Source organism: Streptomyces sp. yr375, assembly GCF_900110755.1.
Taxonomy (GTDB): domain Bacteria; phylum Actinomycetota; class Actinomycetes; order Streptomycetales; family Streptomycetaceae; genus Streptomyces.
In genome coordinates, this window is record NZ_FOFF01000008.1 from 200,063 (window position 1) to 223,721 (window position 23,659).

Annotated in this window: 21 protein-coding genes; 6 read left to right on the forward strand and 15 right to left on the reverse strand. The window is 72.7% G+C overall.

From position 1 onward, the window contains the following. Positions 1-47: 47 nt before the first annotated feature. Entirely contained in the window at positions 48-674 is a 627-nt protein-coding gene (locus tag BMZ82_RS11900; protein ID WP_093774637.1) for a TetR/AcrR family transcriptional regulator, read from the reverse strand. 97 nt (positions 675-771) lie between these two features. Further along, positions 772-1,923: an acyl-CoA dehydrogenase family protein gene (locus BMZ82_RS11905; RefSeq protein ID WP_093774732.1), complete on the reverse strand. Its 1,152-nt coding sequence runs from the start codon at positions 1,921-1,923 to the stop codon at positions 772-774. A gap of 91 nt (positions 1,924-2,014) precedes the next feature. Here BMZ82_RS11905 and BMZ82_RS11910 point away from each other — a divergent pair, with 91 nt between their 5' ends. Beyond that, positions 2,015-2,656, forward strand: a complete 642-nt coding sequence (locus BMZ82_RS11910; protein WP_093774639.1) for a TetR/AcrR family transcriptional regulator — start codon at positions 2,015-2,017, stop codon at positions 2,654-2,656. 102 nt (positions 2,657-2,758) lie between these two features. On the opposite strand, the gene BMZ82_RS11915 is transcribed toward BMZ82_RS11910, so the two are convergent. From BMZ82_RS11915 to BMZ82_RS11965, 10 genes are all read right to left on the reverse strand, one after another. Then, positions 2,759-3,841 (reverse strand): Zn-dependent alcohol dehydrogenase, encoded by a 1,083-nt coding sequence (locus BMZ82_RS11915; RefSeq protein WP_093774641.1) that lies wholly within the window; start codon positions 3,839-3,841, stop codon positions 2,759-2,761. Between the two features lie 15 nt (positions 3,842-3,856). Further along, a complete protein-coding gene (locus tag BMZ82_RS11920; RefSeq protein ID WP_093774643.1) occupies positions 3,857-5,245 on the reverse strand; it encodes an aldehyde dehydrogenase family protein in 1,389 nt (462 codons plus the stop codon). Positions 5,246-5,410: 165 nt separating this feature from the next. Continuing rightward, entirely contained in the window at positions 5,411-6,760 is a 1,350-nt protein-coding gene (locus BMZ82_RS11925) for an ABC transporter ATP-binding protein (RefSeq protein WP_093774645.1), read from the reverse strand. Positions 6,761-6,949: 189 nt separating this feature from the next. Continuing rightward, positions 6,950-7,690 (reverse strand): class F sortase, encoded by a 741-nt coding sequence (locus BMZ82_RS11930; protein ID WP_093774647.1) that lies wholly within the window; start codon positions 7,688-7,690, stop codon positions 6,950-6,952. After that, entirely contained in the window at positions 7,677-8,501 is an 825-nt protein-coding gene (locus tag BMZ82_RS39320; RefSeq protein WP_107487654.1) for a hypothetical protein, read from the reverse strand. Before BMZ82_RS39320 ends, BMZ82_RS11930 begins: the two co-directional genes overlap by 14 nt. Before the next feature lie 104 nt (positions 8,502-8,605). After that, on the reverse strand, positions 8,606-9,889 hold the full coding sequence (locus BMZ82_RS11945; protein ID WP_093774653.1) for an MFS transporter: 1,284 nt from the start codon (positions 9,887-9,889) through the stop codon (positions 8,606-8,608). 28 nt (positions 9,890-9,917) lie between these two features. After that, on the reverse strand, positions 9,918-11,351 hold the full coding sequence (locus BMZ82_RS11950; protein WP_093774655.1) for a CitMHS family transporter: 1,434 nt from the start codon (positions 11,349-11,351) through the stop codon (positions 9,918-9,920). A 124-nt stretch (positions 11,352-11,475) separates the two neighbouring features. Beyond that, complete coding sequence (locus BMZ82_RS11955; protein ID WP_093774657.1) at positions 11,476-13,716, reverse strand: molybdopterin oxidoreductase family protein; 2,241 nt, start codon at positions 13,714-13,716, stop codon at positions 11,476-11,478. An 83-nt stretch (positions 13,717-13,799) separates the two neighbouring features. Next, positions 13,800-14,417 carry a TetR/AcrR family transcriptional regulator gene (locus BMZ82_RS11960; protein WP_093774659.1) on the reverse strand — a complete coding sequence of 206 codons (618 nt, stop codon included), beginning with the start codon at positions 14,415-14,417 and terminating at the stop codon, positions 13,800-13,802. 64 nt (positions 14,418-14,481) lie between these two features. After that, positions 14,482-15,042 (reverse strand): SPRY domain-containing protein, encoded by a 561-nt coding sequence (locus BMZ82_RS11965; protein WP_177244458.1) that lies wholly within the window; start codon positions 15,040-15,042, stop codon positions 14,482-14,484. Positions 15,043-15,237: 195 nt separating this feature from the next. Here BMZ82_RS11965 and hmgA point away from each other — a divergent pair, with 195 nt between their 5' ends. From hmgA to BMZ82_RS11985, 4 genes are read left to right on the forward strand one after another with little or no spacing between them, the layout of a single operon-like run. Further along, a complete protein-coding gene (hmgA, locus tag BMZ82_RS11970; RefSeq protein WP_093774661.1) occupies positions 15,238-16,569 on the forward strand; it encodes a homogentisate 1,2-dioxygenase in 1,332 nt (443 codons plus the stop codon). A 27-nt stretch (positions 16,570-16,596) separates the two neighbouring features. Continuing rightward, positions 16,597-17,346, forward strand: a complete 750-nt coding sequence (locus BMZ82_RS11975) for a GntR family transcriptional regulator (RefSeq protein ID WP_093774663.1) — start codon at positions 16,597-16,599, stop codon at positions 17,344-17,346. 25 nt (positions 17,347-17,371) lie between these two features. After that, entirely contained in the window at positions 17,372-18,535 is a 1,164-nt protein-coding gene (locus tag BMZ82_RS11980) for a type ISP restriction/modification enzyme (protein WP_093774665.1), read from the forward strand. 10 nt (positions 18,536-18,545) lie between these two features. Continuing rightward, on the forward strand, positions 18,546-19,784 hold the full coding sequence (locus tag BMZ82_RS11985; protein WP_093774667.1) for a CaiB/BaiF CoA transferase family protein: 1,239 nt from the start codon (positions 18,546-18,548) through the stop codon (positions 19,782-19,784). A 115-nt stretch (positions 19,785-19,899) separates the two neighbouring features. On the opposite strand, the gene BMZ82_RS11990 is transcribed toward BMZ82_RS11985, so the two are convergent. From BMZ82_RS11990 to BMZ82_RS12000, 3 genes are all read right to left on the reverse strand, one after another. Then, positions 19,900-20,184 (reverse strand): hypothetical protein, encoded by a 285-nt coding sequence (locus tag BMZ82_RS11990; protein ID WP_093774669.1) that lies wholly within the window; start codon positions 20,182-20,184, stop codon positions 19,900-19,902. A gap of 126 nt (positions 20,185-20,310) precedes the next feature. Beyond that, positions 20,311-21,129, reverse strand: a complete 819-nt coding sequence (locus tag BMZ82_RS11995; RefSeq protein ID WP_093774671.1) for an anti-sigma factor — start codon at positions 21,127-21,129, stop codon at positions 20,311-20,313. Continuing rightward, a complete protein-coding gene (locus BMZ82_RS12000; protein ID WP_093774673.1) occupies positions 21,126-21,668 on the reverse strand; it encodes a sigma-70 family RNA polymerase sigma factor in 543 nt (180 codons plus the stop codon). Before BMZ82_RS12000 ends, BMZ82_RS11995 begins: the two co-directional genes overlap by 4 nt. Before the next feature lie 210 nt (positions 21,669-21,878). Between BMZ82_RS12000 and BMZ82_RS12005 the strand changes: the two genes are divergently transcribed. Further along, positions 21,879-23,387, forward strand: a complete 1,509-nt coding sequence (locus BMZ82_RS12005; protein WP_093774675.1) for a DUF4331 domain-containing protein — start codon at positions 21,879-21,881, stop codon at positions 23,385-23,387. Positions 23,388-23,659 lie beyond the last annotated feature (272 nt).

Below are 23,659 nucleotides of genomic sequence, written 5' to 3' on the forward strand. Positions count from 1 at the left end.
CCTGATTCCCCACCCCCGAACGACCCACCACCCCCAAGGGCCTCGGCCTACTTCGCCGCCCCCACCATCCGCAGCACGAGGTCGGCGTACAGCGCGCCGACCTCGTCGGGCGTGCGGGGCCCGTCGACGTTGAACCAGCGGGCCACGTCGATGCAGAGCGACAGGACGGCCAGCGTCGTGCCCTGTACGTCCGGCACGTCGAACTCGCCGCTCGCCATGCCGTCCTCGACGATCCCGCGCACCTCGGCGTCGACCTTGCGGCGCAGATCGAGGATCTCGGCGCGGGCGTCGGGCCCGAGCGCGTCCAGTTCGTACTGGACGACGCGGGCCGTGGTGCGCCGCCCGGCGTGCCAGCGGACGAAGGAACTCACGGCCTCCGCGAGCCTAACCGTGGCGGTGCCCTCACCGGCGGCGGCCGTCCGCAGGATGTCCAGCGCGCGGTCGTGCCCGATCCGGCTGATGCGGTGCAGCAACTCTTCCTTGGTCTTGTAGTGGATGTAGAGGGCGGCCGGACTCATCCCCGCGCGGCCGGCGATGTCACGGGTCGTCGTCGCGTGGTAGCCACGCTCGGCGAAGGCCTCCACGGCGGCGACGAGAAGTCGCCGGGCCGCGTCAGGGGTGACCTCGTCCCACGGCTCGGTCTCGCCGTCGGCCGTCTCCTCCGCCGTGGTCATCGCTGGTCCGCCCCTCTCGATACAGGAGGACCACCATACCGCCGAAGGTGAGCGCCCGCTTAGCGTGCCCGTTCGGCAGGCCGATTCGGGGGCGGGGTCAGAACGCGGAGACCCCCGTCAGCGCCCGCCCGATGAGCAGCTTCTGGATCTGACTGGTGCCCTCGTAGAGGGTCATCACACGTGCGTCGCGCAGCAACTTGCCCGCCGGGTATTCGTCGACGTAGCCGTAGCCGCCGAAGACCTGGAGCGCGTTGTTGGCGGCGCGGACGGCGGCCTCCGAGGCGAAGAGCTTGGCCTTGGACGACTCGGTGGCGAAGGGCTCGCCCCGGTCGATCAGGTCGGCGACCCGCCAGGTCAGCAGCCGGGCCGCGTCGACATCGACCGCGATGTCGCTGATCAGCTCCTGGACGAGCTGATGATGGGCGATGGTCTTCCCGAACTGCTCGCGCTCACCGGCGTACCGCACGGCCGCGTCCAGGGCGGCCTGGGCTATCCCGACGCAGCCTGCCGCGACCGACATCCGGCCCTTGGCCAGCGCCGACATGGCGACGGAGAACCCCTTGCCCTCGGGCGCGAGCATCGCGGCGGCGGGGACCCGGACGCCGTCCAGGACCACTTCGGCGGTCGCCTGGCCGCGCAGCCCGAGCTTGCCGTGCAGGGCGCGGCGGCTGAGCCCCGGGGTGTCGGTCGGCACGAGGAATGCGGAGACGCCCTTGTGCCCCGGCGCGTCGGTGGACCGGGCGAACAGCAGGATCACATCGGCCCAGGTCCCGTTGGTGATGAACATCTTGGTGCCGCTGATGACGTAGTCGTCGCCGTCGCGCACCGCCCGCGTCTCGAGGTTGCCGGCGTCGGAGCCGGTGCCGGGCTCGGTCAGTCCGAAGCAGCCGACGTACGCGCCGGACGTCAGCCCCGGCAGCCAGCGCCGCTTCTGCTCCTCGCTCCCCCAGGCCGCGACGCTCTTGGCGACCAGGCCGAGGGAGACGGACACGATCCCGCGCACGGACGAGTCGCCACGCCCCAGCTCCTCCGTGACCAGGCAGTACGCGAGATGGTCGCCGCCCGAGCCGCCGTACTCCTCGTCGATCGTCAGGCCGAGGAAGCCGACCTCGCCGAGCTGCTTGACGATGGACCGGTCGACCTCCTCGGCACGGTCCCAGGCGACGACGTGCGGGGCGATCTCGCGGTCCACGAACTCCCTGGCGAGCCGCCGGACGGCGGCCTGCTCCTCGCTGAGCCCAAGGTTCACCACGAGATCACCCCACAGAGGAAGTCGGACAGGAAGTCAGACATTAAATTAGCACTGCTAGTTTCTGTCACGCAGCCCTACTATGTGCGCCATGGCCCGACCGCGCAAGCCCCTCCTCAGCACCGACCGGATCGTCGAGACCGCACGGGCGCTCGTGGACGCGGAGGGTCTGGCGGCCGTCTCCACCCGCCGGCTCGCCGCCGAACTGGGGGTCAGCGGCCCCTCCCTCTACAACCACTTCCGCACGAAGGACGAGATCCTGGAGGCCGTCGCCGACTCGGTGAGCGCGCAGGTCGACCTGTCGATGTTCGAGGACGGCCGGGACTGGCGGACCGCGCTGCACGACTGGGCCGTCTCCTACCGGGCGGCCCTGCGCGACCACCCGAACATCGTCCCGGTGCTCGCCCAGGGTCCCGGCCGCCGCCGCGCCGGACTGCGCGTCGCCGACGCGGTGTACGGCGCGATGGTCCGCGCCGGGTGGCCGCCCTCGCAGGCCACCTCCATCGGCGCGCTGATGCGGTACTACGTCACGGGCTCCGCGCTCGGCTCGTTCGCCGCCGGGTTCGTCGACGACGTGAACGCCTACGACCCCGCCGACTACCCGCACCTCGGCCAGGCCCACCTCCTGGCCGAGCGGCAGGAGAAGATCGACGAGCGGGCGTACCAGACGGGGCTGAGGGCGCTGCTGGACGGGCTGGCGCTGCAGTACGAGCAGGTGCGGCGCCCCGCGTAGACGGTGGGCGGGCGCTGGGGTGGCGGTGCCCCGGTCGAGGGTGCGCCGGCCCGGCGCACCCGGGCCCCGGGCCGACGACGCGCGGGCCGCGCACCGGAACCGCTAGAACACCACCACTGCCCGTCCGCCCTTCCCCGCCAGCATGTTGTCGAAGGCGGCCGGGATGTCCTCCAGGGTGATGTGTTCCGTGACCAGGGCGGAGAGGTCGAGGCGGCCCGCGCGGACGTGGTCGGCCAGCACCGGGAGGTCCTTCGCCGGGTCGGAGTTGCCGTAGACGCAGCCCGAGAGGGTGCGGCCCCAGTGGAAGAGTTCCAGGGCGTTGAAGGTGACCTGCTGGTCCTTGCCGCCGATGCCGACGACCGTGGTGCGGCCGCCGCGCCGGGTGGAGTCCCAGGCCGTGCGGATGGAGACCGCGCGGCCGACGCACTCGATGGCCACGTCGACGCCCTGCTTGCCGGTGAGGGCGCGGATCTCGCGGGCGGTCTGTTCGGAGGCGACGACGTACTCCGTGGCGCCCGCAGCCCGCGCCAGCTCCTCCTTCTCGGGGGAGACGTCGACGGCGACGATCGTCGACGCGCCCGCGATCCGGGCCGCCTGGAGGGTGGCGAGGCCGACTCCGCCGGCGCCGAACACGGCGACCGTCTCGCCGGGCAGCACCCGCGCCGAGTGGTGGACGGCGCCGTAGCCGGTGAGGACCGCGCAGCCGAGGAGGGCCGCGTCCGTGAGGGGGATGCCGTCGGGCAGGGGCAGCGCGCAGGACGCCGGGACGACCGTCTCCTCGGCGAACGCGGCGACGTTCAGCCCCGGGTGGAGGTCGCGGCCGTCCGTGGTGCGGGCGTACACCTCGGCCGCGCCGTTGAGGGCGTTGACGCACAGCCAGACCTCGCCGAGCGAGCAGGCGTGGCAACGCCCGCAGGACGGTGCCCAGTTGAGGATGACACCGGTGCCGGGCGCGAGGTGTTCGACGCCCTCGCCGACGGAGACGACCGTGCCCGCGCCCTCGTGGCCGAGGACGGCCGGGACCGGCACCCGCATGGTGCCGTCGGACAGGGACAGGTCGGAGTGGCAGACCCCGGCGGCGGCGAGCCTGACCCGGACCTGGCCGGGGCCCGGCTCCGGAAGCTCGATGCCGGTGATCTCCAACGGTGCCCCGATGGCGGGCAGTACGGCGGCGCGGACCGTCATGGTCGACTGACTTCCTTAGAACTGGAGGGACTTGGTCTGGAGGAACTCGGCGAGGCCGTGCGTGCCGAGTTCCCGGCCGACGCCCGACTGCTTGTAACCGCCGAAGGGCGCGAGGGGGTTGAACCGGCCGCCGTTGATGTCGACCTGGCCGGTGTCCATTCGGCGGGCGAATACCACCGCCTCCGCCTCGGTGCCGGCCCAGACGGCCCCCGCGAGACCGTAGACCGTGCCGTTGGCGATCCGCAGGGCATCCTCCTCGTCCTCGTAGCGCAGGAGGGACAGGACCGGGCCGAAGATCTCCTCCTGGGCGATGGTCATGTCGGGGGTGACGTCCGCGAACACGGTCGGGCTGACGAAGTAGCCCTGTTCGCGCGGGGCTTCGGGGCCACCGGCGACCAGCCGCGCGCCCTCCGCGACGCCCTTCTCGATGTAACTCCGCACCCGCGCCTGCTGCTTGGCGTTCACGACCGGGCCGATGCGGTCGCCGTACTTGCCGGCCGCCGCCGCGGCGAGCTCGACCGCCTCGTCGTAGTGGTCGCGGTGGACGAGCATCCGGGTCCAGGCGCTGCACGTCTGGCCCGAGTTGGACATCACGTTGGCGACGCCGACGTTGACGGCGCGGGCGAGGTCGGCGCTCGGCAGGATGACGTTGGCGGACTTGCCGCCGAGTTCGAGGGCCACCTTCTTGACCGCGGCGCCGGCCGTCGCGGCGATCCGACTGCCCACGGCCGTGGAGCCGGTGAAGGAGACCAGGTCGACGCCGGGGTGTTCGGCGAGGGCCTGGCCCGCGACCGGGCCGAGGCCGGTGACGAGGTTGAAGACACCGGCCGGGACGCCCGCCTCGTGGACGGCCTCCGCGAAGAGCTGCGCGACCAGCGGGGTGTCCTCGGCGGGCTTCAGGACCACCGTGCAGCCCGCGGCGAGGGCCGGGGCGACCTTCGCGACGATCTGGTGCAGCGGGTAGTTCCACGGGGTGATGGCCCCGACCACGCCGACCGGCTCCTGGTACACGGTCGAGTTGCCGACCTTCTCCTCGAAGGCGTGGGTCGCGGCCAGTTCGGCGTAGGAGCCCGCGACCGCGATCGGCACGGCCGCGTGGACCGCCTGGGAGAAGGGCAGCGGGGAGCCGAGTTCGGCGGTGACCGTCTCGGCGATCTCGTCCTTGCGGGCCGCCAGGACGTCCCGCAGGGCGGCGAGGCGGGCGGCGCGCTCGGCGGGCGCGGTGGCCGCCCAGCCGGGGAGCGCGGCGCGGGCGGCGCGTACGGCGGCGTCGACGTCCTCGGCGTCGCCCGCCGGGACCCGGGCGATGACCTGCTCGTCGGCCGGATCGACGACCTCGATCACTCCCTGACCTGCGGCGGTGCGCCACGCTCCGTCGAGGTAGATGCCGTCGTGTGCCTTCATGGTGTTCCCTCCGGGCGGGCCTCGTCGTCCACGCCCCAAACTAGCGTCGTTAGTTTTCCGGCACCAGGGGCCACCGGAGTCACGGGCGTCTCAGGGGTCTCAGGGGTCTCAGGGGTCCCAAGAGTTCCAGGAGTCCGGCCCTCTCACTCGTCTCTCACTCGTCTCTCACTCGTCCAGGTCCGGCAGCCGAGCCGGTGCCGGGCTGATGCGCTCGCCGTGCTGGTCGAAGACGAAGAGGTGGGCTACGTCGACGAGCAGCGGGATCTGCATGCCGTACCGGAGGTCGAAGTCGGGGGTGGTGCGGACGACGAGGTCGCCGAGGGTGCGGCCCTCCGGGGTCGTGCGCGGCGGGTCCTGCTGCGACGGCCCGTCCAGGACCCCGACCCGGCCGGCCCGCGGCCCGCCCGTCCGGCCCCGCAGCCGGCCGAGCACCCCGCCCTCGCGGCGACGGCGGCGGGCGCGGGGCCGGGGCGGGCCCGGGACCGGGCGGGGTGCCTCCAGCTCCGGTACGAGGGCCGGGCGGGAGCCGGTGTTGAAGTGGACGAGCACCTCGTGGCCCTGGAACTCCACGTGCTCCACCAGGCCGGTGATGTGCGTCTCGCCGGGCCGGGCGTCGGCCGGGGTGGCGATGCGGACGGCCTCCGAGCGCAGCCCGACGATCACCTCCCGGCCCTGCTGCACGCGCAGCAGCTTGTGGTCCAGGGAGAAGGGTTCGGGCAGCCTGAGGGCCTGCTTGCCGAGGCTGATCGTCATGGCTCCGTCGAGCGGGGCGCGGACCAGACCGCGCAGGAGGTTGATGCGCGGGGTGCCGATGAAGGCGGCGACGAACACGTTGCGCGGCAGGGCGTACACCGAGCGCGGGGTGCCGACCTGCTGGAGGACGCCGCCGCGCAGGACGGCGACCCGGTCGCCGAGCGACATGGCCTCGGCCTGGTCGTGGGTGACGTAGACCGTGGTGACGCCCAACTCGCGGGTCAGCTTGGATATTTCGGCCCGCAGGTGGTTGCGGAGTTTGGCGTCGAGGTTGGACAGCGGCTCGTCCATCAGGAAGGCGGAGGGGTGCCGGGCGATGGCCCGGCCCATCGCGACGCGCTGGCGTTCGCCGCCGGAGAGCTGGCCGGGGAAGCGGTCGAGGAGGTCCTCGATGCCGAGCATCCGGGCGGTGGCGTCCACGCGCGGGGCGGGGTCCGCGCCGGGGGACTCGATGCGCAGCGGGAAGCCGATGTTGTCGCGGCCGGTCATGTTCGGGTACAGGGCGAAGTTCTGGAAGACCATCGCTATGTCCCGTTCCGAGGGCGGCAGTTCGTTGGCGTGGACGCCGTCGAGCCGTAACTCGCCCTCGGTGATGTGCTCCAGGCCGGCGATCATTCTGAGCACGGTGGACTTGCCGCAGCCGGAGGGTCCCAGCAGGACCAGGAACTCGCCGGGCGCGATGTCCAGCGACAGCCGGTCCACGGTCCGGCCGCCGCGGGCGTGGACCTTGCTGACGTCGTGCAGGGAGATGGCGCGTGTCATGTGAAGTGTCCCCGGGGGCTCGCTAGGGCGCTGGTGCTCCGCGATCCGATCCGCCCCGCACGGTTCGAACGAGGCTTGCGAGTCACGGAAGTTAACGGACTGTACGCGGCCGGGGGAAGAGATGGGGCCGGATCGGACACTCCCGTCCGACAGATGAGAAAGATGAGAAACCGGACTGCCTGGTTCAGCTCAGCGCGTGGCCGTCAGGTGGGCGAAGACGACGACGTTGCTGGTGTATCCCGTCGCGTGCCGGAAGAGGCCCCCGCAGGTGAGCACGCGCAGCTCGGGGCGCTTGGTGGGGCCGTACACCTCCTTGTCGGGGAAGGTGGCCTTGTCGAAGACCCGCACCCGGTCGACGGTGTAGACGGCGGTGCGGCCGTCGGCGCGCCGGGCCTCGATCCGGGCGCCCCGGGGGACGCGCGCGAGACCGGCGAAGACCGCCGGGCCGGTCTTGGTGTCGCGGTGCCCGACGGCGATGGCCGCGCCCCGCTCCCCCGGTGTGGGACCGCCGGCGTACCAGCCGACGAGTTTCGGTCGGTCGAGCGGCGGGGTCCCGAGGTGCCGGTCGGGGCCGAGCCGCAGCGGGACGATCGGCGCGACGATGCCCAGGGACGGCACGCGCAGGATGGTCGCCGGGGAGCGGGGCAGCGGGCTGGGCGGGGGCGTGGGGCGCACCGACGCCTTCGCGCCCGGTGCCCGGCCCGCTCCTTCCGCGCCGCCTCCGTCCACGCCGCCCCGGTGGGCCGGGTCGGCCGGTGCCCCGTCGGACACCGCCGCTCCGGCCCTCGCCGGTGCGAGCGGGGCGACGTGCCCCGTGCACCGGACGCCCGCCGTCACCAGGACGACCGCGAACACGGCCGTCCTGGTGAGCCGGAAGGCACGGGTCCGGTGCCAGGGCCTGCGCCTGCGTGCGCGCCTACGCGGCACCATGGTTGCGCCGGCGGATCAGTCGGAAGTACGCGGCGCCGCCGACGGCCACCAGACCGACGGCCGCGGCTCCGGCCAGCGGGGTGAAGGCCGCCGAGGTATCGGCGAGGCCGCCGCCACCGGCGTGCACGCCGCCCTCCGGGCCGCCCTTCTCGCCGCTCCAGGCACCGCCGGCCTGGCTGCCGGCCTGGGCACCGGTCTGGCTGCCGGTCTGGGCACCAGTCTGGCCGTTGGCCTGGCTGTCGCCGCCCCGACCGCCGCCGCCCTGGCCGCCCTGGCCGCCCTGGCCGCCGGGGGCCACGGCCTCGCGGCCGTCGTCGGTGATCGGCCGGTTCGGGCTGCCGGCCGCTTCGCGCTGGCCGCCGTCGCGCTGGTTCTCACGGCAGTCGATCTTGAAGATCTTCACCTTGGGCGAGGGCACCGCGGGCGCGCCGACGACCGGGACGATGTTCCACTCGAGCGTGTACGACCCCTCGGCCAGCCCCAGCGTGTCGGTGTGTCCGGCGCCGTCGGTGAGGGTGATGTTGCCGCTCACCGTGGCGGTGTCGGGGGCCGGGGGCCGCGCCTTGATGGTGTAGGCGACGGTGGTCAGCTCGCCGAAGTTGGCGGCGTCGAGGTAGAACCGGCAGGCCACCGGGTCGTCCTTCGAGACGCCGGTGGGAACCTGCTCACGGTGGATCCTGATGTCGCCGGCTTCCCCTACGGCCATGGCCGCCGGTGCCGAGAAGCAGGTGAACCCCGCCGCGGCGAGCACCGTGAGGGCCGTGGCGCCGAGGCGGGAGCCGAGGGCGGGTGGGAGCGTCGAGCTGGACATGCGCATTCCTCCGAGTCAGGACGATTTTCATACAAATCGCTCTTGGCACCTGACTCTCTTTCACATCGACGCCCTCGGCGGCGGGAGCGCCGCCCGACGCGCCGTCAAACATCGCCCGACCGGCGCAACCCGGAGGTGGACGACCGGCGGGCCCCCGCACCCGCCTCCGCCCCGGCCCCGGCCCCGGCCCCCGCCGGGTCACGGTCGCCGTCCGCGCGCGGCTCCCCCGGCGACCGCAGCGCCACCCCCGACGACAGCAGCAGCAGCGCGCCCAGCATCACGAAGGGCGCGGCCACGCCCGCGATCCCGGCCACCAGACCGGCGGCGGCGGGCGCGGCGACCTGGCCGAGCCGGTTGCCGGTGAGGCGCAGCGCGAGGGCGGTGGAGCGAGCGCCGTCCGGGGCCGCCTGGACGACCGTCGTCATGGACAGCGGCTGCCCGACGCCGAGGCAGAAGCCGAGCAGCGCGAGGATCGCGCCCAGCGCCCAGACCGGCACCGGCAGCGCGATCCCGGCGCACAGCAGGGCCGCGAGCAGACAGGTCACGGTGAGCAGCAGGGTCCGGCCGAGCAGCCGCAGCAGCGGGGTGAGGACGAGCCGGCAGGCGATGGAGGCGGCGGCGCGGACGCTGAGCAGGGCGCCGACGACCGACGGCGCGATGCCCCGGTGTTCGCCGACCACCGGGAGGTAGGCGGTGAGGATGTCGGTCGCGGACAGCACGGAGAGGCTGATGAGGATGCCGGCGGGGACGCCCCGCGCGTGCAGGATGCGTCCGACGGGGATGCGATCGCCTTGCCCGGTACGGGACTTGGGCGTCGTATCGCGGTGTTCGACGCGCCACAGCGAGGTCAGCGCGATCGCGCAGCCCGCGCCCGCGACGAGCAGGGCGAGCGCGCTGCTGTCGGCCATGTCGTCGCCGCCGATCAGCGCTCCGGCGGCGACGGGGCCGACCAGTTGGCCGAGGGAGGCGCCGATGGTGAAGTGGCCGAAGTTGCGGTCCTGTTCGTGCGGCGCGGACTGGCGGGCGACGAGGGACTGGGAGCCGATGACGAAGCACAGGTGCCCGAGCCCCATCACCCCGCTCCACAGGGCCATCGTCCACAGCGAGCCGGCGAGACCGCTGAGTACGCAGCCGCCGGAGATGAGGACCACGCCGACGGGCAGTAGGGGCGCGCAGCGGCCGTGGTCGGTGCGGCGGCCGAGCGGGACGGCGGCGAAGAGCGGCAGCAGCGCGTACACGCCCGCGATGACGCCGATCGCCCGCTCGTCCGCGCCGAGCGCGAGGGCCCGGTAGGAGACGGCGGGCCGGGCCATCGACACCGCCCCCTGCGCGAAGCCGAAGGCGATGACGAGGCGGAGCAGCCAGCCGCGGTGCGTACCGGGCCTCACAAGTTCCTCCAGTTCTACGGCGGTCGGGTCAGATGATCCCGAACAGCAGACCCGCGCCGAGGATCGCCAGGCAGGTGAGCGCCGCCCACTTCACCACGAACCTCGTGTGGTCGCCGAACTCCACCTTCGCCATGCCGACGAGGACGTAGACGGCCGGAACCAGCGGGCTCGACATGTGCAGGGGCTGGCCGACGAGCGAGGCGCGGGCCATCTCCAGCGGCGAGACGCCGTGCGCGGCGCCGGCCTCGGCGAGGACCGGCAGGACGCCGAAGTAGAAGCCGTCGTTCGACATGAAGTAGGTGAGCGGCAGGCTCAGGACGCCGGTGACGAGCGCCATGTGCGGGCCCATGCCCTCGGGGATGACGTCCACCATCCAGGTGGCCATGTGATCGACCATGCCGGTGCCTTGCAGGACGCCGGTGAAGACGGCGGCGGCGAAGACCATGCCGGAGACGTTGAGGACGTTGTCGGCGTGGGCGGCGAGGCGGGCCTTCTGGTCCGGGATGTGCGGGTAGTTGACGCTGAGGGCGAGCGCGGCGCCGAGCAGGAACAGCACCGGGATCGGCAGCAACTCCATGATCATGGCGGTCAGCAGCGCGACCGTGAGCAGCGCGTTGAACCAGTACAGCCTGGGGCGCAGGGTGGCCCGGTTCGGGTCGAGGCCCAGGAAGCCGTCGTCGTCGGACGCGTCGGCGTCACCGCCGAGGGCGGCGGCGGCCGTACCGGAACCCGCCGTCGGGGCAGCGCTCTTGTCGGTGCCGGAGCCGCCGGCGGCCACGAGAACCGTCTCGGTCCGCTCGGCCTTCTCCTCGGTCTTCTCCTCCACCAGGACCTCGTCGAGGGTCAGCACGCCGAGGCGGGTGCGCTCGCGGCGGCCGAGGACGTAGGAGAGGGCGAAGACGAAGAGCAGGCCGACGCCCAGCGCCGGGATCATCGGCACGAAGATGTCGCTGGCGTCCAGTTTCAGCGCGGTGGCGGCGCGGGCCGTCGGGCCGCCCCAAGGCAGCGTGTTCATCACGCCGTTGGCCATGGCCGCGACGCCCGTCATGACGACCAGGCTCATCTTCAGGCGCTTGTACAGCGGGTACATCGCCGAGACGGTGATCATGAAGGTGGTGGAGCCGTCGCCGTCGAGGGAGACGATCGCTGCGAGCAGCGCCGTGCCGACGACGATGCGCATCGGGTCGGCCCTGCAGAACTTCAGGATGCCCCGGACGATCGGATCGAAGAGGCCGACGTCGATCATCACACCGAAGTAGACGATCGCGAACATGAGCATCGCCGCCGTGGGGGCGAGGCTGGTGACGCCGTCGAGGACGTAGTCGCCGAGCTTGGCGCCCTTCCCGACGAAGACGCAGAACAGTGCCGGGATCAGCACGAGTGCCGCGATCGGCGACATCTTCTTCAGCATGATCAGGACCAGGAAGGTCGCGATCATGGCGAAGCCGAGGATGGTCAGCATGTGTGGATACCTAACGTTCGCCCTTGAACATCCCACCTGGGAGTCGGCGGTCCGTTGACGTTAGGTCCGTTCAAACGGTGTTAACAAGACGTTGACGTGCGAGCAATAAGCGCAAAACTCCAGGTCACGGCTTTGCTGTCAGTGCGGCGACCTCGACGGGCACGCCGTTGAGGACCGCGTTGCCCGACAGCGGGTCCAGCAGACTGCCGTCGAGGAGCTGGTTGACGTTGACGCCGGGCTCGGCGGCGGCGTGCCGCAGCTTGGTGCCGGGGCGGTCGTGGCCCCAGCCGTGCGGCAGGCTCACCACGCCCCGGCGCACGCCGTCGGTGACCTCGGCGGGCGCGACCACCTCTCCCCCGGCGCCCTTCACCCGCACCCGCGATCCGTCGCTCACGCCGAGCCGTTCGGCGTCCTCGGGGTGGATGTGCAGGGTGCAGCGGTTGGTGCCGCCGGTGAGGGCGGGGACGTTGTGCATCCAACTGTTGTTGGACCGCAGGTGCCGCCGCCCGACGAGGACGAACCCGTCGGGCCGTCGCCGCAGCCCCTCGCGCAGGCGCGGCAGATCGTCGACGATCGGCTGCGGCAGCAGCTCGATACGCCCGCTGCGCGTCTTCAGCGGCTGCGGCAGCCGGGACGCGAGCGGTCCGAGGTCGATGCCGTGCGGGTGGGCGAGCAGCCGGTTCAGGCTCAGGCCGTCCGGGCGCGCGCCGAAGCCGTCGCCGTAGGGGCCCAGGCGCAGCATCATGTCGAGCCTGCGCTCGGGGCCGCTCTCGCCGGCGAGCTGCGCCGCCAGCTCCTGCGGGTCGCGGCCGTGCACGGGTGAGTGCGGGTCCTTGACCGCCTTGCCGAGGGTCTGGCCGACGACCAGGTCGTCGACGGCGGACGGGTCGGCGCCGTGCATCCCGGTGGCGGCCAGCGTCAGCCGGGCGAGGATCTCGGTCTCGGCCATCCGGCCGGGCTCCAGCGGGAGCGCGGGGCGGGTGTAGCGGACCTGGTTGCGCACGGCGAGGGTGTTGAAGGCGAAGTCGTGGTGCGGACTCTGCGAGGGCGGCGGCGGGGGCAGTACGACGTCGGCGTGGCGCGCGGTCTCGTTCAGGTACGGGTCGACGCTGACCATGAAGTCGAGGGAGCCGAGCGCCTTGTCGAGCCGGTCGCCGTCCGGGGCGGACAGGACGGGGTTGGCGGCGACCACGACGAGCGCGCGGATCGGCTCGCCCTCCTCGGTCGCGGTGTCGATCTCCTCGGCGAGCGCGGACAGCGGCAACTCGCCCTTGGCCTCCGGGTGTTGGCTCACCCGGGAGCGCCAGCGGCCGAGCTGGAAGCCGTGTCCGGGACCGGCCGGGCGGGGGGTGCGGTCGGTGGCGGCCTGCGGGAAGAGCGCGCCGCCGGGCCGGTCCAGGTTGCCGGTGAGGATGTTGAGGACGTCGACCAGCCAACTGGCGAGCGTGCCGTACGGGACCGTGCAACTGCCGATGCGGCCGTAGACGGCGGCGGTGGGGGCGGCGGCGAGTTCCCGGGCGAGGGCGCGGATGACCGGGGCGTCCACCTCGGTCGCGGGGGCGACCGCTTCGGGGGTGAACTCCCGTACGGCTTCGGCGAGTTCGGTGAGGCCTTCGAGGTGCGGGGTCAACTCGCCGGGATCGACGAGGAGTTCCTCGAACAGCACCTGGGCCATCGCGGCGAGGAGCAGCGCGTCGGTGCCGGGCCGGATCTCGACGTGCCGGTCGGCGAGCTTGGCGGTGCGGGTGCGGCGCGGGTCGATGACCGTGAGGGTGCCGCCGCGGGCCTTGAGCGCCTTGAGCCTGCCGGGGAAGTCGGGGGCGGTGCACAGACTCCCGTTGGATTCCAGGGGGTTGGCGCCGATGAGGAGGAGGTGGTCGGTGTGGTCGAGGTCCGGCACCGGGATCGCGTTGGCGTCCCCGAAGAGCAGCCCGCTGGAGACGTGCTTGGGCATCTGGTCGACCGTGGAGGCGGTGAAGAGGCTGCGGGTGCCGAGACCGGCGACCAGGACGGGCGGGTAGAGCGCGCCGGCCATGGTGTGGACGTTGGGATTGCCGAGCACGACGCCGACGGCGTTCGCCCCGTACCGCTCGACGACCGGCCGGATCCCGGCGGCCACGGCGTCGAAGGCCTCCGCCCAGGTGGCCTCGCGCAGCTCTCCGTCCCGGCGCACGAGGGGCGCCCGGAGCCGGTCCGGGTCGCCGTCGACGGCGCCGAAGGAGGCGCCCTTGGGGCAGATGAAGCCCTTGCTGAAGACGTCCTCCCGGTCGCCTCGGGCGCCGGTGACCTTCGTCCCCTCGATGGTCAGGGTCAGCCCGCAGGTGGCCTCGCACAGGGGACAGATTCGCAGGGCGGTGCGGGACACGGGTCCTCCTGGGGGGCGGCGTCGCCTTCTCCCGACGAGCATACCGAGCGGTATGGCGAAGGGCGAGGGGTAGGCCGCGACCGTCAGTCCAGGGTGCGCGCCAGATACGCCCGCAGCAGCTCGCGCGTCTCGTCGATCACCTTCGGGTCGCCCTCCGGGTCCACCCGGAACGCCAGTTGGACGAGGGTGTCGGCGGTCTCCACGGCGATCAGGAAGGTGCGGCGCAGATCGTCGTCGGGCTCGCGCACGAGGTAGTCGGAGAGCAGGGCGGTGAGGCGGTCGGCGACGCGGTGGTTGGGTTCGGCGTGCCGGGCGCCGACCGGGATCTGGTTGCCGAAGTCGACGAGGGAGAAGCCGGGCGCGGTGCGCTTCATGGCCAGGTACTCGTCCAGTACGGCGTCCATGGCGGCCCGCCAGTCGCCCCGCCGCGCCCCCTTCAGGCGCTCGGTGACGTGCGCGGCGTAGTGCTCCAGGTTGCGCTGCGCGAGCGCGTCGGCCATCTGCCGCTTGTTGCCGAAGAAGCGGTAGACGGAGCCGATGGGGACACCGGCGCGCTCGGCGACGGCGCGGGTGCTCAGGGCGTCGTAGCCGACCTCGTCCAGCAGGCCGGCGCAGGCGTCGAGGATCCTGGTCAGCCGTTCGGCGCTGCGCCGCTGTACGGGCGCGCGACGGAGCGATGTCGCTTGGGGCACGGACTTCATGATGCCTTTCCGACGCGGCCTGGTGAAAATCGCCCCCGAGTACGGGGAAAGATGCCTGATGCACTCAAGGGGTCGACGCTCCGGTCGGGGAGCCGGTGGAAGAGTCGGCGGGGGCCTCGGTGGGTGTTCCCGCCGACTCCGTGACGTCCGCCGTGGCCTGCACCGGCTTGCCGTCCACCGCCCACACCGTCGCGTCGTCCGCGTACAGCCGGGCGGTGACCTCGTGCGTGCCGTGCGGCAGGAAGCCGGCCGGGATGCGGTAGGCCGGGCCGCGCAGGTCGGCGATCGGCCGGTCGTCGACGTACAGCCGGGCGATGCCGCGCCCGGCGACCGCCCGCCGTGCCGCGCCCGGCGGCGAGAACCGGAAGTCGGCCAGCTTCAGCCGGACGTCCCAGCCGCCGCCGGCGTCCGGCTGGACCTCCACGCCGACCTTCGGCGCGCCCTCCTTCGCGACCTCGCGGTAGTGGCGCCCGGCGCCGTCCGTGTGGTCCAGCACCTTGCCCACGGGCGAGGGCGACGCCCCGGTCCGCCGCTCCCGCGCACCACTGGAGCCGCAGCCCGCGGATCCGGTCAGCAGCAGGACACAGACCGCGAGCGCGGCGGGAAGAGCGCGCGTCCACGACATGCTCGGGACATTAGGGCACCGCGCCCGGCCCGTGGATCCCCCTGAGGTCTGGTTCTCACCGCGCCGTGATCGTCCTCTGAGACGAGGACCGGACAAGGACCGGACAAGGACCGGCGGGCCTCTTGCGTCCGGGAAAACTCAATCCTACGGTGATGCATAGGAATGGGCAGAGGATCCGGTCGGCGAGGAGCGACGATGAGCAGCGGGGACGCACGCAAGACGGCCGAGGGGCTGGCCTATCTCTCGGGGTTCGGCAACGAGCACGCCTCCGAGGCGGTCCCGGGCGCCCTGCCCGAGGGCCGCAACTCGCCGCAGCGCGCCCCGCTCGGCCTGTACGCGGAGCAGCTCAGCGGCAGCGCGTTCACCGAGCCGCGCGCCCACAACCGCCGCTCGTGGCTGTACCGGATCCGCCCGTCGGCCGCGCACCCGGCGTTCACCCGGGTCGGCGACGGCGCGCTGCGCACCGGCCCCTTCACCCAGACGGTCCCCGACCCGAACCGGCTGCGCTGGAACCCGCTGCCCGAGCCGCCGGAGGGCACGGACTTCCTGGCCGGCCTGTGGACCCTCGGCGGCAACGGCGACGCCGCCCAGCGCACCGGCATGGCCGTGCACCTCTACCACGCGAACGCCTCGATGGACCGGGTGTTCAGCGACTCCGACGGCGAGCTGCTGATCGTCCCCGAGCGGGGCGGGCTGCTGCTGCGCACGGAGTTCGGGCTGCTGCACGCCGAGCCGGGCGAGGTGGCGCTGATCCCGCGCGGGGTCCGCTTCCGCGTCGAGCTGCTGGACGCCGCCGCCCGCGGCTACGTCTGCGAGAACTACGGCGCGCCGTTCCGCCTCCCCGACCTCGGCCCGATCGGCGCCAACGGGCTGGCCGCCGCCCGTGACTTCCGCGCGCCCGTCGCCGCGTACGAGGACGTCGAGGGCCCGGTGCGGGTCGTCAACAAGTTCTGCGGCCACCTCTGGGGCGCGACCTACGGCCACTCGCCGCTCGACGTCGTCGCCTGGCACGGCAACCATCTGCCGTACGTCTACGACCTGCGCCGTTTCAACGTCATCGGGTCGATCTCGCACGACCACCCGGACCCGTCGATCTTCACGGTGCTGACGTCCCCGTCCGACACCCCCGGGCTGGCCGGGGTGGACTTCGTGGTCTTCGCCCCGCGCTGGCTGGTCGGCGAGGACACCTTCCGGCCGCCGTACTTCCACCGGAACGTGATGAGCGAGTACATGGGGCTCGTCGAGGGGGCGTACGACGCGAAGGCGGAGGGCTTCGTGCCGGGCGGCGGTTCGCTGCACAACATGATGTCGGCGCACGGCCCGGACCGGGAGACGTTCGACCGGGCGAGCGCCGCCGAACTGAAGCCGCAGAAGATCGACGACGGGCTGGCGTTCATGTTCGAGACGCGCTGGCCGCTCACCCTCACCCCGCACGCGGCCCGCGCGGACCATCTCCAACAGCGTTACGACGACGTCTGGCAGGGCCTCGAACGCCACTTCCGCCCGTCCGGCGAACCATTGCACTGAACGTTGCCGACCGGTACGGATAGCCCCGTGACCTCCTTCGCCCCGGACTCGATCGTCCTCACCCGCAAGCTGCCGCTGTGGTACCAGGTGTCGCAGTCGCTGCGCGCCTCGATACTCGGCCGCTCGCCCCGGGACCCGCTCCGGCTGCCCACCGAGGAGCAGTTGGCGGGGCACTACGGGGTGAGCGTGCTCACCATGCGGCAGGCGCTCAAGGAGCTGGAGGACGAGGGGCTGATCAGCCGGCACCGGCGGCGCGGCACGTTCATCGAGCCGGGCGTCCTGCGGGGTGCGCCCGTACAACTGCTCGGTTCGGTCGACGCGATCGTGGCCCAGCAGTCCGGGATGACGACCGAGCTCCTCGGCCACGGCCGCGCGCCCGTCCCCGCCGAGGTCGCCGAGTACTTCCCTGACCTGGCCGAGGTGGCCACGTACCACCGGCTCAGGAGCGACGAGAAGACGGGCGAGCCCACCAACCACGCCCGCAACTACGTCCGTCCCGAGCTCGCCGACCGCATCGACCCCGACGACCTGGTCCGGCGGCCCATGACGAAGGTGCTGCGGGACATCCTGGGCGCGGACATCGGCCGGATCACCGACACGGTCGAGGCGCGGCTCGCGGACCCGGAGACGGCCCGGCTGCTGCGGGTCCCGCTGCTGAGCCCGATCCTGCACTACACGGGCGTCACCCACGACACGGCCGGACGGGTCCTGGACGCGGCCGTCATCCACTACCGGGGCGACCGTTTCTCGTTCACGGTCACGCTCGACGCGACGTGACCCGGCGCGGGCGGGCCGTCGTACCATGCCACGCGTGACGCACGACGACGCTCCGCCGCTGGCGGACCTGATGCCGTGGTCCGTCGCACCGCCGCGGCTCGGCCGGGGCTGGCCGGCGGCGCCCGACCCAACTGCCCTCAAGGCCCGCTGGGACGCCCTGGCGCGGGCCGAGGGCGAGGACCGCGAGGCCCTGTTCGAGCCGACCCGCGCCCGCACCCTGCACACGGCCGTCGGCCGGCTCCCGGGCCGCACGGACGGCGGCACACAGCGCCTCGCCCGCGCCTTCGGCCCCTGCCCGGAGCCGGTACGGGTGCTGGCCGCGCCCTTCGACGAGCAGTGGCTCATCCCCGACCACCGGCTCATCGACGCGGCCCGCCCGGAGGTGTGGCGGGTGGCGGACGACACGCAGGTGTTCGCGGTCGAGACCCCGCAGGCGCCGGGCTGGCCGCTGCTGGCGACCTCCCTGTTCCCGCTGCTGCGCGCGGGCCGGATCCGCCCGCTGTACCGGCGGCCGGGCGGCCGGGAGCCGAACCTGGCGCCGGGCCTGCCGGACCAGCTCCGCCGGCTCGGCCACTCCCCCGATCCGGTGGACTTCCTGGCGTGGACGCTGACCGCCGTCCGCCCCGATCTCACCGTGCCGCTCCCCCGGGACCGCGAACTGTGGGCGCACGGCGTCGAGTCGGGCCACCGCGCGCTGTGGCTGCTGCGGCGGACCGGCGAGCGCCCCAAGCTGCCCGGCGGCCGCCGCCCCTACGTCCGCGCCCCGCTCCCGGCCCGCCCCCGCACCCTGCACTACGACCGCGCCGAGGAGACCCTCCACCTGGACGAGGGCCGCGTCTCCCCCGTCCCGCCCGAGGCCTGGGACTTCGGGGCGGACGCGCAGGGCCGGGTCCTGGAGCGGTGGTTCGCGGCGCGGACCGCGTCGGAGGCCGAGCCGGGCACCCTGGCCGCGATCCGCCCGGCGGGCTGGCAGCAGGCGTGGACCTCCGAACTCCTGGAGCTCATCACGGTGTTGGCGCTGCTCGCGGAAGTCGGCGCGCGGCGGGCGGAGTTGGCGGTGCCGGACACGGTCACGGCGGCGGAGCTGCGCGCGGCGGGCGTCCTGCCGGTCCCGGACGCGGCCCGCCACCCGGCGACGGTCCTCGACCACCACGAGGAGGGCCCGGAGGGCCAGTTCGCGCTGCTCTAGCATCCACCCCATGGATCCCACGGACCACCGGTCCTCACCGCCGTCCTCACCCCCGTCCCCGCTGCCGCTGCCGCTGGAGGGCATCACCGTCGTCGCCGTAGAGCAGGCCGTCTCGGCGCCGTTCGCCACCCGGCAGCTCGCCGACCTCGGGGCCCGGGTGATCAAGGTCGAGCGGGTCGACGGCGGTGACTTCGCGCGCGGCTACGACACCGCCGCCGGCGGCCTCGCCTCGCACTTCGTGTGGTGCAACCGGGGCAAGGAGTCCCTCGCGCTGGACCTCAAGGACCCGCGGGGCCTTGCCGTCGTACGGCGGCTGATCGCGGACGCGGACGTGTTCGTGCAGAACCTCGCGCAGGGGGCGGCGGCCCGGCTCGGTCTGGACGCGGCCACCCTGTGCGCGGCGCACCCGCGGCTGGTCGCGGTCGACATCTCCGGGTACGGGGCGAGCGGGCCGTACGCCGACAAGCGGGCCTACGACATGCTCGTGCAGTGCGAGGCGGGGCTCGTGTCGGTGACCGGGACGCCGGAGCAGCCGGTGAAGGCGGGGATCCCGGCGGCGGACATCGCGGCGGCCATGTACGCCTTCTCGGGCGTCCTTGCTGCGCTGGTGCGACGGGGCACGACCGGGCGGGGCGGCCCGGTGGCGGTGTCGATGCTGGACGCGCTGGCCGAGTGGCTGGGGCATCCGCTGCACCACACGATGCACGGGGGCACTCCCCCGGCCCGCACCGGTCTCGCGCACGCCGTGATCGCGCCCTACGACGCCTACGCCACCGCCGACGGCGGGCGGGTGCTGCTGTCCGTGCAGAACGACCGGGAGTGGCGGCGGCTGGCCGAACAGGTCGTCGGACGGCCCGAGTTGGGGACGGATCCGGCGTATGCGACGAACGCGGCGCGGGTGACCAACCGGGCGCGCACGGACGCCCTGGTGGCGAAGGCGCTGGGCGCGCTGGGCACCGACGAGGCGCTGGCGCGACTGGAGGGCGCGGGCATCGCGTGTGCCCGCCTGCGGGATCTCTACGAGCTGGCGGAGCATCCGCAACTGGCGGCCCGTGAGCGGTGGCGGGAGGTGGGGACGCCGGTCGGGCCGCTGCGGGCGCTGCTGCCCCCGATCACGCTGCCGGGCGGGGAGGAGGCGCGGATGGGAGACGTGCCCGCGCTCGGGGAGCACACCGAAGCATTGCTGCGTGCCGTGGGGATGACGGACGAGGAGATCGCAGCGCTGCGCCGGGACGGCGTGGCCGCCTGAGCGCGGGATTCAGCGGGACTCGGTACGTGAGGGACTCGGTAGGCGAGGGGGACTCGATTGTCGAGGGGGACTCAGTACGTGAGGACGCGTCGGCACGTGCGGACGCGTCCGCCGGTCAGTGCTTGTTGCCGCCGAACAGCGAGCGGCGCAGGCGGCGCAGGGGCGCGAAGAGCGAGACACGGCTCACCCGGGCCCGCGTCGTCAGCTTGGAGCCGTGGTCGCGCACGGGCTCACGCGCGGTCAGCTCCCGCATCAGCGAGGTCGCCTCGAGCGTCTCCCGTTGCGGTATGGCGGGGCCCGCCAGCACCGAGAGATGGCGGTCAAGGCGCGAGCTGGTCGCGCTGCTTCCGCAGGTGATCGCAGGGACCCTCGCCCTGCTGTGCACCGTTATCTGTTCCATGTCACTCCCCACCCGTACGAGTCCACCCGGCCCGGGCAGGTTAACCCTATAGCCCCGTCGCGGCACCCGTGTATCGAGCCAACAGGATTCACCTTCCCCGCAAGGGGGTTGACGACCCCTCCCCGATCACTCTCCGAATCCAACCGATTTCAGGGTGAGTTGGACAACTGGCTGTGTGGTGGGCTGTGGTGACCCCCCGTCGGGCTCGACGGTCACAGCGAGTGATGTCGCCGCCCTGTCGAGACCGGTGGCGACGAGGGGCGTGTCGTCGGCGAAGAGCCCGAGGGAGCGTGGTTGCGCGCCCGGGCGCATGAGCCATAGCTGATGCGCCTGCCCGGCGGGCAGCCCCTCGTATCCGTTCAGGGTGACGATCGCCTGCCCCTCCGAAGCGGAAGCGATCACTCCGATACTGCGGCCCTGGGCGTCCTTGCCGGTGCTCGCCAGCGCGTCCGGAGCCGCCAGAACGTGGGCGATGTCACGCGACTGGGCGCGCTCGGCGTCCAACTGGTCCTGGGTGCGGCCGGCCTGGACGGCGAACAGCGACGCGACGACGAGCGCCCCGGCGGCGGTGATCGTGGCGAGCGGTGCGAACAGCGGGCGGCGCGCACGGGGCGCACGGGAGCGTCCCGGCGGCGGCTGCGTGCCCCAGACGTGCGGGGGTAGTTGGGGCGCGTGCCCCCGCGCCGGCGCACGCGAGTGCTCCTGCGGGGTTCGCTGGACGGCGGCCAGCACCCGGATGCGCAGGTCGGCCGGCGGCGGGGCGGCCTGCGACCAGGCGAGCCGGACGGCGTCCTCGGCCAGCGCCCGCACCTCGGCGGAGCAGCGGTCGCAGCCCTTCAGATGCTTCTCGAAACGGCCGCGCTCCTCGGGTTCGAGGGCGTCGAGCGCGTAGGGGGCCGCCAGCGAGTGCAGATCCTCGCGGCGGAACAGGCCGAGCACACTCATGCGGCGCCTCCCAGACAGTCGCGCAGCCGCGTGAGCCCGTCACGCATCCGTGTCTTCACCGTGCCGAGCGGCAGCGAGAGCCGGTCGGCCACTTCACGGTACGTGTAGCCGTCGTAGTAGGCGAGGGTGACGGACTGCCGCTGTAAGGCCGTCAGCCGGTCGAGGCAGCGGCGGACCAACTGGCGTTCCAGGCCCGCCTCGACCTCCTCGGCCACCTGGTCGAAGGCGGGGTCGTGGTAGCGCCGGGCCTCGCGCTGCTCGCGGTCGACGGCGGCGCGGGCGCTGCGCACCCGGTCGACGGCGCGGCGGTGGGCGAGGGTGAGGATCCAGGAGAGGGCGCTGCCGCGGCTGGGGTCGAAGCGGCCGGCGGAGCGCCAGGCCTCCAGCAGCACTTCCTGGGCGACCTCCTCCGACTGTGCGGGATCCCTCACGACCCGGCGCACGAGCCCGAACACCGGCCCGGACACCAGCGCGTAGAGCTGTTCGAAGGCGTAGTGGTCGCCTCCCGCCACCAGCACCAGAAGCTCGTCCGCCTCCACGCGGTTCCCCTCTCTGCGGCCGCCGCACCCGGGCCGCCCCGTCACACCAGGCATAGCCAACGAACACACCTCCGTCTGACAGATACGGATCCCAGCGCCTAAAACGCGGGTGAGAAGGAAATTAAAAGTTTTTCGGTTCCGACCAATCCGAACCCGCCCTCCGCTCCGTATCAGTGTCCGTCAGGCAAGTTGGCACAGAGGACGGACGGCATGACAGCTATCTCGCGGAGCGGCAACGGACGCAGGAGCGTCGCGACCCTGATATGCGGTGCGTTGGCCGCCGGGGGGCTCGCAGCCGCCGGCGCCGCCACGCTGGCCCCGGGGGCGGCATACGCCTCCAGCCACCGTGAGGCCCCTCTCATCTCGGGGACCCCGCAGTACGACAACACGGACGTGTACGCGTTCGTCAGCCCGGACCACCCGGACACGACGACGATCATCGCGAACTGGATCCCGTTCGAGGAGCCGGCCGGCGGCCCGAACTTCTTCCCCTTCGCCGAGGACGCCCAGTACGACCTGCACATCGACAACGACGGTGACGCGAAGGAGGACCTGACCTTCCGTTACACCTTCAAGACGCATACGAAGAACAAGAAGACGTTCCTCTACAACACCGGCGTCGTCGACAGCCTGGACGACCCCGACCTCAACATCACGCAGACCTACGACCTCGAACTGATCAAGTCGAAGAAGGGCAAGGTCGAGCACAAGACGAAGATCGCGGACGACGTGCCGGTGGCGCCGTCGAACGTCGGCAAGGCGTCGATGCCGAACTACTCGAAGCTGCGCGACCACGCGATCTACAAGCTGCCCAACGGCGCGAAGACCTTCGCCGGCCAGGCCGACGACCCGTTCTTCCTGGACCTGCGCGTCTTCGACCTGCTGTACGGCGGCGACCTCTCCGAGGTCGGCAACGACACGCTCAAGGGCTACAACGTCAACTCGATCGCGCTGCAGGTCCCGAGCGACATGATCACCGAGGGCAAGCACCAGCCGATCGTCGGCGTCTGGTCGACCACCCAGCGCGAGAACGCCGAGGGCTACTACTCGCAGGTCTCGCGGCTGGGCATGCCGCTGGTCAACGAGGTCGTCAACCCGATCAAGGACAAGGACAAGTTCAACGCGTCCCAGCCCAAGGACGACGCCCAGTTCCTGAAGAACGTCACCAACCCGGAGCTGCCGAAGCTCATCGAGGGCATCTACAAGATCAAGGCGCCGGCCGAGCCGCGCAACGACCTCGTGGACGTGTTCCTGAAGGGCGTCAAGGGCCTCAACCAGCCTCCGTACGTGACGCCTTCGGAGGAACTGCGCCTCAACACCTCGATCAAGCCCACCGCCAGCCCCAAGCGGCTCGGTGTCCTCGACGGTGACAACGCGGGCTTCCCGAACGGCCGTCGCCTCACCGACGACGTGATCGACGCCTCGCTCCAGGTCGTCGAGGGTGAGCTGGTCGGTTCCAAGAACGACCTGGGCGACGCGGTCGACAAGAACGACAAGTCCTTCGAGAAGTACTTCCCGTACGTCGCCCTGCCGACCGAGGGTTCGCGCGGCGCGACCGCGAAGAGCAGCGCGAACGTCCGCAGCCAGCTCGGTGACGCCCTCACGGGTTCCGACAACAACACCGCGCTGATCGCGTCCTCCGCGGGCGCCGGCGCCGCGGGCATCCTCCTCATCGGAGGCGGCCTGATGTGGTGGCGCGGACGGCGGCGCGCCTACTAGGCCCTCCGCTCAGCCGGGCCGGGGAGAACCTGCACTCCCCGGCCCACCCCACCGACTGGCGCGGCCCGCGCACCGATCCCCCACGGCGCGGGCCGCGCCACCCCCATGCGAGCACCCTGATCCACCCCAGGCGACCTAGGAGAGGGCATGTCCCCGCGGACGAACAACGGCGAACCGGAGCACCCCGAGCACCGGACCCCGGCCTCAACCCAACCGGCCCCGACCCCGACCACCGGACCCGGCCCCGAGGCCCCCTCCACCGCGGACACCCC

Coding starts and splice junctions, on each gene's coding strand:
- BMZ82_RS11900 (WP_093774637.1), bottom strand. CDS start 674: ATGACCACGGCGGAGGAGACGGCCGACGGCGAGACCGAGCCGTGGGAC.
- BMZ82_RS11910 (WP_093774639.1), top strand. CDS start 2,015: ATGGCCCGACCGCGCAAGCCCCTCCTCAGCACCGACCGGATCGTCGAG.
- BMZ82_RS11915 (WP_093774641.1), bottom strand. CDS start 3,841: ATGACGGTCCGCGCCGCCGTACTGCCCGCCATCGGGGCACCGTTGGAG.
- BMZ82_RS11920 (WP_093774643.1), bottom strand. CDS start 5,245: ATGAAGGCACACGACGGCATCTACCTCGACGGAGCGTGGCGCACCGCC.
- BMZ82_RS11925 (WP_093774645.1), bottom strand. CDS start 6,760: ATGACACGCGCCATCTCCCTGCACGACGTCAGCAAGGTCCACGCCCGC.
- BMZ82_RS11930 (WP_093774647.1), bottom strand. CDS start 7,690: ATGGTGCCGCGTAGGCGCGCACGCAGGCGCAGGCCCTGGCACCGGACC.
- BMZ82_RS39320 (WP_107487654.1), bottom strand. CDS start 8,501: ATGTCCAGCTCGACGCTCCCACCCGCCCTCGGCTCCCGCCTCGGCGCC.
- BMZ82_RS11950 (WP_093774655.1), bottom strand. CDS start 11,351: ATGCTGACCATCCTCGGCTTCGCCATGATCGCGACCTTCCTGGTCCTG.
- BMZ82_RS11960 (WP_093774659.1), bottom strand. CDS start 14,417: ATGAAGTCCGTGCCCCAAGCGACATCGCTCCGTCGCGCGCCCGTACAG.
- BMZ82_RS11965 (WP_177244458.1), bottom strand. CDS start 15,042: ATGTCGTGGACGCGCGCTCTTCCCGCCGCGCTCGCGGTCTGTGTCCTG.
- hmgA (WP_093774661.1), top strand. CDS start 15,238: ATGAGCAGCGGGGACGCACGCAAGACGGCCGAGGGGCTGGCCTATCTC.
- BMZ82_RS11980 (WP_093774665.1), top strand. CDS start 17,372: ATGCCACGCGTGACGCACGACGACGCTCCGCCGCTGGCGGACCTGATG.
- BMZ82_RS11985 (WP_093774667.1), top strand. CDS start 18,546: ATGGATCCCACGGACCACCGGTCCTCACCGCCGTCCTCACCCCCGTCC.
- BMZ82_RS11990 (WP_093774669.1), bottom strand. CDS start 20,184: ATGGAACAGATAACGGTGCACAGCAGGGCGAGGGTCCCTGCGATCACC.
- BMZ82_RS11995 (WP_093774671.1), bottom strand. CDS start 21,129: ATGAGTGTGCTCGGCCTGTTCCGCCGCGAGGATCTGCACTCGCTGGCG.
- BMZ82_RS12005 (WP_093774675.1), top strand. CDS start 21,879: ATGACAGCTATCTCGCGGAGCGGCAACGGACGCAGGAGCGTCGCGACC.